General features: G+C 45.4%; 10 protein-coding genes and 1 tRNA gene. 4 read left to right on the forward strand and 7 right to left on the reverse strand.

Going from position 1 to position 12024, the window contains the following annotated elements:
* The first annotated feature begins 12 nt into the window (after positions 1–12).
* The 3 genes from JXL83_02630 (at position 13) to JXL83_02640 (ending at position 3313) form a co-directional block, all read left to right on the forward strand.
* A tRNA-Thr gene (locus JXL83_02630) sits at positions 13–85 on the forward strand.
* A 1577-nt stretch (positions 86–1662) separates the two neighbouring features.
* A complete protein-coding gene (gene lipA, locus JXL83_02635; protein MBN2363008.1) occupies positions 1663–2520 on the forward strand; it encodes a lipoyl synthase in 858 nt (285 codons plus the stop codon).
* A complete protein-coding gene (locus JXL83_02640; GenBank protein MBN2363009.1) occupies positions 2498–3313 on the forward strand; it encodes a sugar phosphate isomerase/epimerase in 816 nt (271 codons plus the stop codon). The genes lipA and JXL83_02640 overlap by 23 nt, the downstream gene beginning before the upstream one ends.
* On the opposite strand, the gene purF is transcribed toward JXL83_02640, so the two are convergent.
* From purF to yajC, 3 genes are read right to left on the reverse strand one after another with little or no spacing between them, the layout of a single operon-like run.
* Positions 3275–4753, reverse strand: a complete 1479-nt coding sequence (gene purF, locus JXL83_02645; GenBank protein ID MBN2363010.1) for an amidophosphoribosyltransferase — start codon at positions 4751–4753, stop codon at positions 3275–3277. The two genes, JXL83_02640 and purF, sit on opposite strands and share 39 nt — an antisense overlap.
* 1 nt (position 4754) lies before the next feature.
* Complete coding sequence (locus JXL83_02650; GenBank protein ID MBN2363011.1) at positions 4755–5681, reverse strand: methionyl-tRNA formyltransferase; 927 nt, start codon at positions 5679–5681, stop codon at positions 4755–4757.
* Entirely contained in the window at positions 5678–6043 is a 366-nt protein-coding gene (gene yajC / locus JXL83_02655) for a preprotein translocase subunit YajC (protein MBN2363012.1), read from the reverse strand. Before yajC ends, JXL83_02650 begins: the two co-directional genes overlap by 4 nt.
* A 157-nt stretch (positions 6044–6200) precedes the next feature.
* Here yajC and JXL83_02660 point away from each other — a divergent pair, with 157 nt between their 5' ends.
* Positions 6201–6905: a hypothetical protein gene (locus JXL83_02660; protein ID MBN2363013.1), complete on the forward strand. Its 705-nt coding sequence runs from the start codon at positions 6201–6203 to the stop codon at positions 6903–6905.
* 62 nt (positions 6906–6967) lie between these two features.
* Here the strand turns inward: JXL83_02660 and JXL83_02665 are convergent, their stop codons facing one another.
* Genes JXL83_02665 through JXL83_02680 form a run of 4 tightly spaced genes read right to left on the reverse strand, consistent with a single transcriptional unit; the run spans position 6968 to position 11997 of the window.
* Positions 6968–9232: a sodium-translocating pyrophosphatase gene (locus tag JXL83_02665; protein ID MBN2363014.1), complete on the reverse strand. Its 2265-nt coding sequence runs from the start codon at positions 9230–9232 to the stop codon at positions 6968–6970.
* 5 nt (positions 9233–9237) lie between these two features.
* Positions 9238–9954: a hypothetical protein gene (locus JXL83_02670; protein MBN2363015.1), complete on the reverse strand. Its 717-nt coding sequence runs from the start codon at positions 9952–9954 to the stop codon at positions 9238–9240.
* Entirely contained in the window at positions 9951–11093 is a 1143-nt protein-coding gene (gene alr, locus JXL83_02675) for an alanine racemase (GenBank protein ID MBN2363016.1), read from the reverse strand. The genes JXL83_02670 and alr overlap by 4 nt, the downstream gene beginning before the upstream one ends.
* The gene (locus tag JXL83_02680) at positions 11071–11997 is read right to left on the reverse strand and encodes a cation transporter (protein ID MBN2363017.1); all 927 of its coding nucleotides are present in this window, start codon (positions 11995–11997) and stop codon (positions 11071–11073) included. The genes alr and JXL83_02680 overlap by 23 nt, the downstream gene beginning before the upstream one ends.
* Positions 11998–12024: the final 27 nt, after the last annotated feature.

Genomic DNA, 12024 nt, shown 5'->3' on the forward strand with positions numbered 1-12024 from the left:
AAAATTATGAAAGCCGGTGTAGCTCAGCTGGTAGAGCAGCGCATTCGTAATGCGCGGGTAGGCGGTTCGAATCCGCCCATCGGCTTTGTATTTATGTTTCTCCTTTTGGTTTTGTCGGCACTGAACCCTGTTAGAGGCTCCGTACCCGGGGTCGAATTCGGAATACTCGATGAGTCTGTCATGGCAAATTCCGACGGATCCGCGTCTCCCGGTGAAAAAGTATTGCTGCTGTTCTCAATTCACGACCCGAACTTTCCCTGTGACAGTGTCCTTCCTCTTCCCGGGCAAGGGTATACGACGCACAATTTCAGATTTGACAGGTTAAGACAAAGAGGAAATTTGGAATTTTCGGTGCTGTCTGAATTGGTTCCGGACACTTCTGTCAGGATAAGAATAATAGCTTTCGGGAACAGGAAACAAGACACTTTGATTTTCAAAGTTCCGGTAGTATTTCCGGTTGACAGCATAAAAACAGAAACCGCGCCGAAAACAGTTTTGATAAAGCTTTATCATCAATCTTTCATTGAGCATAAATTTCAAAGGATAGTGCGAATCAGGAGGTTTCCGGACCTCTGGGACACTTCCGTTCTTGCATCATATTTTGACACTAACGCGCTTTTTGCAAGGTTTGAGAACATTGAACCCGGTCTTTATTCCGTCGAAATTATTTTAAATGCTTACTCATCCACAACGAATCTAAAAAATCCGGTCTCCTTCTTTTTTGTGTCAAACGGACACAAATACGATTATGTCCTGCTGACCGACATAGGCGATCAGCAGTCCGGGATGGGGAATTCTATGGAGCTTTCTCTGCTGATAAATGAATCCTCCGAACTCGGTTGCCGGCAGAGTGAAAACACCTTGGGAAACGCCGTCATTCTTCCTTTTTCCTTTGCCACAGAAGATGTATGGAAGAAACTTTGCGAACCCGCAGCGATTCTTTTCGTGAAAGCCGGTGAAAATGCCGTCATGACGAACGAATTGTCTTCCAGAATAAGCGATTTTGCCGAAATGCGCCCGGTTATCCTTCTTGGATCTACGACTTTGAAAGCGTTCGTATCGGAAGATCTCAATTCGTTCAGGGAATTCCCTTTTTTATCGTCTGATTTGACCGAAAACCTCGGCGTCAGCGGCAATTTGTGCGGTGTGTTAGATTTGAAAGAATACTTTTCCGCCAGTTTGGTGCTTACATGCGAAGCTAATGAAACTTTGCTGTGCGCAACTGATGTTCCAATAGTCGTAAAATCCGGTAATTATTACATCGTTTTTCCTCAATATCATACTTGTACCGACTTGTATCCTTCGATAGTCGACAATATCCTGGCGTATCTTTCATCCGGGAATCATCAGTTAGTTACGATTTTGGATTCAATGCCGGTTGAGATAAAAAACGTTTATCCGAATCCTGTCGGGGCATCGGGAGCATCTTTTCTACTGGAGGCTCGCAGTTCCGGAACCATCAAACTTTTCATAGCAGATGTCACGGGAAGAGAAGTTACTACTGTCTTTGAAGGACGAATAGAACCGGGACAACACATCTATTTCTGGAACGCCAGGGACAGGTCCGGTTCTCCTCTTCCAAAAGGTCTTTATTTCGCCACCGGAGTTTTTACGTCAGGCGGCGAAATATTCCAGACAACTCATAAAATCACATTGTTCTAAATGAGCGAAAGACTGCCACTTTGGCTCAGGAAAAAAGGCCTTCTTTCTGAACCAGCCATGATGACATCACGGATAATCGGGGAAAAAAAATTGAACACAGTTTGCAGGGAAGCGAAATGTCCAAACAGGCACGAATGCTATTCACAAAAAACAGCAACTTTTATGATATTGGGAAGAACATGCACGAGAAAATGTGCTTTCTGTGGGGTGGACAAAGGCGCAGGGGAAGAACCGGATAATTCTGAACCGTATCGAGTGGCTCAGGCGGCAAATGCTCTCGCTATCGATTATTCGGTCGTGACTTCGGTTACGAGAGACGATTTGCCAGACGGAGGGTCGTGTTTGTTCGCACAAACAGTCTCAGAACTGAGAAAGACGGTAGAAAACTGCAAAGTTGAAGTATTGATACCGGATTTCATGGGATCCGGTGAATGTTTAGACAATATTTATTCGGTTTCTCCGGACGTAATAAACCATAATATAGAGACGGTCCCTTCCCTCTACGAAAAGATTAGACCGCTTGCAGACTATAAACGTTCCCTTAAAATTCTCAGGGATGCAAAAAATTCCGGTTTTATAACAAAAACCGGTCTCATAGTCGGTCTTGGCGAGACATTGGAAGAGATAAAAGCAGTTTTTGAAGAACTTGCTTCTTCGAAAATAGATATTTTAACAGTAGGTCAATACATGAGACCTTCCTATAAAAATATTCCCGTCAGCCGTTATCTTGACCCTGATGAATTCGTTTTAATGGAACAATTGGCCGTAAAAATGGGGATAAATGTAGTTGTGTCAGGCCCTTTGGTAAGAAGTTCATACAGAGCGAAAGAGTGTTTTGAGAAAACCCGAAATATCTGACATCGCCTTGTCTAGCATGATTTCAATGCCGGGAGATCTGTTCGCTTTTCTCGAAGCAGTTTCCATGACTGGTTTCCGAAAAATTGAAATAAGAGTTGAATTGACTCATTGGGACTACGACGACATCGGGATTATTAATAAAGTTGAAAATTTCTGCCGTAAAAAAAGCATAGATGTTGTTTCGCTTCACTCACCCATGTCCGCTTTGATAAGTTCTCCCGACGAATACGAAAGAGTCAAATCGCTGAGAGAAATTGAAAAAACAGTTTTAATCGCGAACAGGCTCGGTGCATCTTTTGTTGTCGTCCACGCAGACACTTTAAACTCTTTTGACAGAAATTCAAAAACCGAAGCGCTGAATAAATCGCTTGAAGAGCTTTCGGAATTTTCGTCGAGATGGGGAGCGTGCCCTCTCATTGAGAATCTGATGCCTCCCAGACTGGCCAGTGAACCTGGAGAGATTCTATCCTATCTGGATATAATGAAACAGGGAAGCGGAATATGTCTCGATTTAGGTCATCTCAGGATTTCAGGGGTGGACTTTAATTCTCTGTCAAAGAATTTTCTTTCCTGCGTCAAATCAGTTCATTTGAACGACAACGACGGACTAAGAGACCGGCATTACCTTCCGGGAAGTGGAGACGCACCCGGACACTCGAAAGAGGACATCGTGAATTTTCTGGACGCAGAAATCGAATGTGTCGTCGAGGCGTCAAAAAGCGTAAATTCGGAGCTGAGTTTGGAAGATTTGCTGTTATTTGTCGAAAAGAGAATTGGCGGACTGATCGCCTGAAAAAATTTTGTCTTTCATCCTTTCCTGCTCAACAATTATTAGTTCGTTTTCCGTTATACCGCCGGGGTATGATTTTGAAAAGCACGCGTCGCAAAAATTTTCAGACGAGATGATTTCAGGATTGATCTCGGAAATCCCTCTTCTCAGGCCGTCTACTGAAAGGTAAAATAATTTATCAGCGCCAATGAATTTACAGACTTCTTCCACCGATTTTTCGTTTGCAATCAGTTCTCCTTTTGTCTGCATGTCTATTCCGTAAATGCACGGATATCTTATGGGCGGGGAAGTTGAAGCGAAGATTATTTCGGCGGCCTGAGCCTCCCTGACGAGGGATATAATTTTTCTTGAAGTCACGCCGCGGACAATGCTGTCATCTACCAGAATTATCCTTTTGCCTTTGATCTCGGATTTTATCGGATTGAGCTTGTGCCTGAGCGAATAATCTCTCTTGACTGAATCGGGCATTATGAAAGTGCGCCAGATGTATCTGTTTTTTATCAATCCTTCCTTGAAAGGTATTTGCATATTTTCAGCAATGGCGAGTGCTGCAGTCCTGGCGGTGTCGGGAACCGGTATTACCGCGTCTGCTGTGACATTTTCGGTCAGCATCTGTGATGCCAGTTCTGCACCGATTCTGTACCTCGCTTCGTAAACCGAAACGCCTTCAATTACAGAATCAGGACGAGCGAAATAAACCCATTCGAAAATGCATGGCCTGTATTCTTTATGTAAAAGCGTTTTTCTGGCTATTTCCCTTGTCATCTCTGCCACCCATATTATTTCTCCCGGTTTTACCTCGTCTATGAAGTCGAACTCCAGAACGTCTGAGACGACTGTTTCCGAAGAAAACAGAACGTCTCCGCCTTTTTTTGCAAAAAACAGAGGTTTAATGCCATGCGGATCTTTGAATGCGAACATGCCCATGTTGGCTATATAACCTACAACGGAATATCCGCCCTTTACTTTTTCCATGACCTCTTTCGCAGAATCAAAAACAGCCTGACTGCTGAATTTCGGGTGCTTTTTCAGCGATTCGGCAAACACGTTGAGTATTATCTCAACGTCGGACGATGTGTTTACGTGTATCCTGGAAGATTTCAGGTTTTCCTTCAAATCTTTATAGTTGGCTACGTTGCCGTTGTGAACCATGACAATACCGTAAGGGGAATTGATATAAAGAGGCTGGGCATCTTCATTCGATCCGGATCCTATTGTAGGATAACGGACGTGACCCAATCCGATATTACCTGTCAGTCTCTTTATGTTTTTTTCCTTGAAAACGTCTCTGACAAGAGCGTTGCCTTTTTTGATGTGGAATATTTTCCCGTCATATGTTACCGCTCCGGCCGCATCCTGGCCTCTGTGCTGAATTGCTAACAAAGCGTCAATGATCCGCGTTATGCAGTCGTCTTTTGCCATCAGTCCTACTACGCCGCACATATTATTTTAAAATTTCCCCTTTCCTGATTCTTGAGCCGTTGACAAAATCCGTTCCCGTCATTTCTTTTTTAGACGGAGGTTTCACTCTCTTTATAACCAGTGATCCGGCTATTGTTTTGATTACGAGAGGTTTTACGCTGATAACAGACGAAACAGGCGCGTTTTCGGAGAGACAGTCTCTTTCGTTCGCCAGATCGGTTTCGAGGAGCTGTATGCATTTGTCCCTGAAAAAAAAACAGGCAGTGGGCTTGGGGTGAAGAGCCCTGCATTTGTCTACTATGCTTTTAGCTGTCATTTCCCAATGCACTTTACGGTCGTCTTCCGTCACTGCTTTTGCCCATGAGGCTTGATCTTCATCCTGTGGTTTCGCATTTTCAAGATAGAATTCAAGGTTACCGAAAACTTCTTTAACCATAAAGGAGGCTAAAACAGCGAGACGTAACTTAAGCGTGAGATCATCGTCTGTGTCTTCTAACGGCGTTTTTCGCTGAAGAATTATGTCTCCGGAATCAATCTTGCCGCTGAGCTTGTGCAGAGTAACACCTGTCTCGGTTTCTCCGTTCATAATCGCTCTCGCAACTGGCGCCATTCCTCTGTATTTGGGCAGAAGTGACGGGTGAACATTGATGCCGCCGAATTTCGGTATTTCAGCTATCGCAGCAGGTATCTTTTTACCGAAAGAAGCGACGAGAAATACATCGGGGTATTCATTTCCGGCGAATTCCAAGGCTTCCTGACTTTCGAGATTGTCGCATTCCAAACAGGGGAGGCCTTCCTTCCGCGCCCATTCGGCGAGTTGAGATGAGTTTGTGGATAGCCCTCGTCCGGCTTTTCGTCTTCCAATTGTAAAAACCGAATCAACTACATTTTTCGATTTTCGCGCGAATGCGCAGCTGAATTCGTCCGATCCGAAAAGCATCGTTTTCAAGAGGTCTTCTCTTCCTCCGTTTGATTTAATATTTTCACTATGGAGCCTCTTTCAACGTCGACGTCGGTTTTTTCGGCGATTTTAAGCACGACGATGTTCCCCTTGATGGTCTTGACTATCCCGTAAAATCCTCCGGTTGTGAGGACTTTGTCGTCCTTTTGAAGATTTTCGAGCAATTTCTGATGCTGTTTTCTTTTTTTGCTTTCCGGATAAATGAGGAGGAAATAGAAAATGACGAAAATAAGAATGAAAGGAAGGAAAGAAATCAAAGTGCCGAGAGGATTTGAGCTTTGATTCTGACCTGATGAAGCGGTTTCCTGAGAACAGCTCTGCGCTAAATGCAACAATCTCAAAATAATCAATCCGACCTCCTGAAGTTTACATGATGTTCGAAAAATATACCGGTCATTAATGAAGAATTTTCATTTATCAACCGCAGAAAGCAATGTTATCATGTATGCGTTATTCAATCAACACGGCATTATATAAATTAATTCACTCATGAACTGAGGAGAAGAAATGAAGGTTTCGCAGGCTGTATTATTATTTTGTCTTTGCGTTTCGTTCTCATGCACTTTCCGCGGATCGGACGAGGATCTAAGAGAGCCGGGAAATTTGGCCGGTTCTTACATGGCTTATGGCGAGGATTACGAGATCGAGACATTTTTAGCAGAGATGGAAAAGGATGTTTTCAAGGTCAGCCAGGGAGAAGGCATCGCCGGGATGGGATTGAAAGAAGGGGAACTCTTGTTTCTGGCTGTCAGGGGCGACAGCAGTTTCGCGGCTGGAATTTATCTGATCGGCAGAAAATCAGTCGACGGAATCTGGACGTCCGGAAATTCGATCATTTATTCGGAAAGGCTTTCGAAATCGGGATTTCCCGATGAAGATCAGAAATATTTTGAAAGCGACAACGAAATCGAAAGCGCGGTTTATAAACTGACAATACCTTCGAACGAAGATTCTGTAGAAACTCTGATGCTAATCGAACCGACTGGGAAAAACACGTTCGACGTCCTGCTGGAAAGCGAAAATTCTGTCGTTACAGGCGTCGGTATTTCTGCAGAGAAATATTTATGCATCTGTTATTTTGACTCCATTCTTGATACCTGGGGAATTGTGTTTTTTGAAATTACAACAGGAGATACTATGAGGGGGAAAATCTCTTTGTACGGAGAATGGAAACCCTCGTCAGTATACGGAGAAAAACTGACTGTAGAATGAAAGACCTGTTGTGATCGGTCAGTATTTGCGGTGCCGATGTTGCCAGGGGCGGCAATTTCCTTTCACATCAGATGATACGCAATAATAAAACCTGCGACGACTACACTGACCATGCTCATCAGTTTTATGAGAATGTTCAGGCTCGGTCCCGCTGTGTCTTTGAAAGGGTCTCCGACCGTGTCACCGACGACAGCGGCTTTGTGAGCGTCAGAACCCTTGCCGCCTAGATTTCCTTCTTCGATATATTTTTTGGCGTTGTCCCAGGCGCCTCCGGAATTCGCCATAAAGATAGCGAGTGTGAATCCGGTAATAAGACTGCCGACCAGAAGACCTATGACTCCGGCGACACCGAGAACGAGGCCTGTCGCGATGGGAGTTATTATGGCGAGAAGCGAAGGAAAAATCATTTCCCTCTGGGCGCCTTTTGTGGAGATTTGGACACAGGAAGCGTAGTCCGGGTTTTCAGTGCCTTCGAGTATGCCTTTTTTCTCGCTGAACTGCTTTCTGACCTCCTTGACCATGGACTGCGCGGCTCTTCCTACAGCCTTCATAGTCAGGGCTGAGAAAACGAATGGAAGCATAGCGCCAAGAAAGGCTCCGACCAGCACTATCGGGTTCATGAGATTGACACCGAAGTAATTCATGAAATCACAAAACGTTGCCGAGACCGTCTGAACTGATCCCTGCCCCATCTCCAGGATGGTGTGACCGGCTCTGAGCAGTGAAACCCTGATTTCTTCGACGTATGCGGCTATGAGCGCCAATGCAGTCAAAGCCGCAGAGCCTATGGCAAAGCCTTTTCCGGTCGCGGCTGTCGTGTTTCCGAGGGCGTCGAGAATGTTTGTCCTGTTTCTTACCTCCGGCGGGAGACCGCTCATTTGAGCGTTTCCTCCTGCGTTGTCGGCTATCGGTCCGTAAGCATCCGTGGCGAGGGTTATTCCGAGGGTTGAAAGCATTCCAACAGCTGCAAATCCAATACCGTAGAGACCGAAAGCTGCTGATTGGAAACCTCCCGAAAGCCAGTACGAAAAAAGCGTCGCAGCGGAAACGGAGATTACCGGGACGAAAGTGGAAAGCATCCCGGTCCCTATCCCTTCGATTATAAGTGTTGCGGATCCGGTGGTCGCTTGTCTTGCTATGTTCTGAGTCGGTTTGTAATCCGAAGAGGTGAAATATTCTGTAGATTTGCCGATTATTATTCCTGTGAGAAGGCCTGAAATCATGGAGCCCCATACGCCCGGCCATTTGCCTATTATATTTCCGAGGAATCCTGAGGTGAAATCAGTCGTCAGGACAGGTTTGAGGACAAAGTAACAGACAATTAGGGAAAACAACGCAATCAAAACCGAACTTGTGTTTACTCCGAGGCCAAGCGAATTGAGCAGCTGTTTCTGGGTGGCGCCTTCTTTTGTTTTGACGGCGTAGATACCTATGACTGAAAGAAAAGCTCCTATCCCGGCAATTATCATCGGAGCGATGACGAGAAGGAACTGTCCGTGACCGAGGCTCGCTCCAGCCGCCGCTCCCAATGCTGCGGTCGCCAGAATGCTTCCGCAGTAACTTTCGTACAGGTCGGCTCCCATCCCCGCTACGTCTCCGACGTTGTCTCCGACATTGTCTGCGATGACCGCAGGATTCCTCGGATCGTCTTCCGGTATGTTCTGTTCGATTTTCCCGACGAGATCTGCTCCGACGTCTGCGGCTTTTGTGAATATTCCACCGCCTACTCTCGCGAAAAGCGCTTGAGAAGAGGCTCCTATTCCGAAGCTGAGCATTGTTACTGTTATCTCATTGAGGTCAGTTATACCGACTAACAGCCTGAGAACTATAAACCATAATGATATATCGAGCAGTCCAAGTCCGACAACAGTAAGACCCATTACCGCGCCTGAGCGGAAAGCCACTTTTAGGGCGCCGTCCAGGTTTTCTCTGGCTTTGTTTGCGGTTCTCGAACTCGCGAGAGTGGCTGTGTTCATTCCGATAAAACCCGCCAATCCCGAAAAAAATCCTCCCGAAAGAAAAGCGAAGGGAACCCAGAGTGACTGGACTTTCAGTACGAACGCCAGAAACATGAAAAAAATGAACGCAAAGAAGAAAAAAACGGCCACTATTTTATATTGCTGTCTCATATACGCTAGGGCTCCGACTCTGACATGATTGGCGATGTCGCGCATAGTTTGATTGCCGGGATCTGTCTTCATTATCCTTTTGTAGAAAACGAAAGCGAAAATAAGAGCCGTCACGGCTCCTACGGGAGCTATCCAGAACAGGTTATCAACAGGTTTTTCAAAAGCTATCAGCGCATAAGTAACGAGCAATGCACTCATCGAATTCACCTCCGTTCAGATTCAAACGCAGTTAGATGTTCCTTTGCCCCTTCAGCGAGGATGACTATGTCCGAACAGGAATCACCGTGTCCGCCGGAGGCAATTATTTCACAATGAAGGTTGTACAAAATTTTAATGGCATCCGTTTCTGTTATTATTTTTGCGCCCCTTACAGGAAAAAGACGCGCTTTTATTCCTTCGCACATGTCTATTTCTCCGCCGTTCAGGGCTTCGCAAGCCCGGTCGACAGACGGGATGAGTTTTCTAGAACTGACAGGCATTATCAGATTGACTGATCTTGCTATTACCTGCCCGTAAATTCTTCCTATTGTGCCTCCGAGATCTCCCCCGACGAGAATTCCGGCATTCCCTTTGCTGTCTATCGCGTTGGCGCCTTTCAGAAAAACGTCTCTCGATGTCATCTCGGGAAGCACGTCGAGGTAATTTCTGTCTGATTTTTCACCTTTGAATAAAATCAGTGGTTTCAATCTTTTTTCCACGGGAGTTACAGAGAGCGTGTGGTTCTCTATGATGCCGGCCGAATAATTCACCGGGTCGTAGGATTCCCCGGTGATTCTTGAGGCAATAAAGGAATTGGTTGTTCCGTTTCCGATAACCAGGAAGCCCTCTTCAAGAGCTCTTTTGGTTTCAGTCAAAGCGAGAACGGCTTTTGAAATCAGTCTCGTAGACCTTTCGGGGGATAAAACAAAAACACCTTTCACACTACCTGCCTTTTGATGAGCGGGTTGATTCTCGTTAAAATTTCGTAGTTTATCGTTCCGCATAAAGACGCGATGGTTTCTGCGGATATGATTTCAGAACCCTGTCTGCCGAGGAGAACTGCTTCGTCCTCAAGTTTCACCCCTTCTATGCCGGTGACGTCGATAATGACGACGTTCATGCAGACTCTGCCCCTAACAGGGGCTCTTTTTCCCCTGACGAGAACCCAGCCGATGTTGGAAAGTGATCTGTCATATCCATCGTAGTATCCAACAGGCAGATAAGCGAGTTTTGTTCTCGAGGCGGTCTTGTATGTGCATCCGTATCCGACAAAACTGCCCGCAGGAACCGTCTTTATCTGCGAAATAAGGGTTTTCCAGCGCATTACCGGCTTGAGATCGAGTGATTTTCCCGACATTTTCGCCGACAGCAAGGTTTCTTTTGAAGGCCATATACCGTATAGAGAAATGCCGATTCTGGCAAGATCGTTGTATGTTTTCGGGAAAAGAATAGCGGCGGCAGAACAAGCCGTGTGAAGCTGAACCCGGCCCCTGATTATTTTCCTGATTTTTCTCGTCAATTCCCCGAAAACTTTGATCTGGCTTATGGCAAACTCGTGTTCTGTCGTGTCTTCGATGTTGGCAAAATGCGTCGAAAGACCTTTCACTTCCATTCCGCCGAGGGAAACTGATAGACTTGCGGCTTTGAGGGCTTTTTCATCCGTAAAGCCCTGCCTGTTCGTTCCGGTTTCAAGTTTAAGATGAATTTTCGATTGCTTGCCCAGCCTCACGGCCGCGCGTGAAACGGCTCTAATGGTCTCTGAATTGAAGACGGTCATTTCGATATCATTTTCGACGGCTTCAGGAATATCTTTTAGCGCTACGTAACCTAGACAGATTATTCGGGATTCCGGGGAAATTTTTCGGGCGAGAATCGCTTCCTCTAAAAAAGACACGCAGAAAGTTTTGACATTTCGCCTTACGCAGATTTCCATCACTTCTTTGAAGCCGTGGCCGTAAGCGTTCGATTTAATGACGGGGGCAAACTCGGTTTTTTCACCGAGCAGATTCCTGAATATCGATACGTTGTTGGACAGATTCTTTTCGCTTATTTCAACCTTACTTAGGGAGCTTGCTTTCATTGAATCCTTCCGGTTCGGTGTGAATTAGTACTTCTCTTACGGACGGAACCGAGTCTTTAATTAAATCCTTCAGTTTGTGGCTTATCCTGTGAGACAGATAAAGCGAAATGTTCGGGTCCATTCTCACGTGCATGTCGATCCAGAATTCCTGCCCAAGAGTCCTCACTTTCGGAGTCTCGACGGATTTGATTTCGGGTATCCGGGAAGCAATTTCCTTTATCGATTTCAGAAGGCTGTCCGGAGGCGATTTGTCCATCAGGTCGTCGAAGCCTTTTACAGTTATGTCGATCCCGATTTTTCCTATTATAAGAAGTATGACTATGGATCCCAGCATGTCAGCGTAGCCTTTGGTTTGAGGCAAAATGAAACTTAGCGAGATTGAAACAAAAGCGACCATTGAAGAATAAGCGTCTGATCTATGGTGCCAAGCGTTAGCCTTGAGAGTCAGGCTTTTTTCCTGAACGGCGCATTTTAGGGATTTCCTGTATAGAAATTCTTTAACGGGTATAGTCGCGAGCGCCCAAAAAATCAGCAATATTTTTATGAGAGGAGAAAGCACAACGGGATTTCCTGAAAAAAAATCGCGAAAAGTTTCAAAAACCATCAAGACGACAGCTATTATGAGTATCACGCCTACGACGAATGATGAAAAATTCTCTATCCTTCTGTGTCCGTAAGGATGAGAAGAGTCTTCGGGTTTTTTTGAGAATTTCAGCGTGAAAATAGTTATGAAATCGGTTATAAGGTCGGAAAGCGAATGAAAACCGTCGCTCGTCAGTGTCATGTTGGATGCGTATATCCCGAAGAATATCTTGCCCGTGGCCAACACGAGATTTGAAATTACAGATGTAACCATTATTGAGGAACTGTTCATCACGGAATTATAGAATCTAACATTTTTCATAGCAAGTTGACTTTCACCGAATAATAA

It is taken from the genome of candidate division WOR-3 bacterium (assembly GCA_016934535.1).
GTDB lineage: Bacteria > SDB-A > SDB-A > SDB-A > SDB-A > JAFGIG01.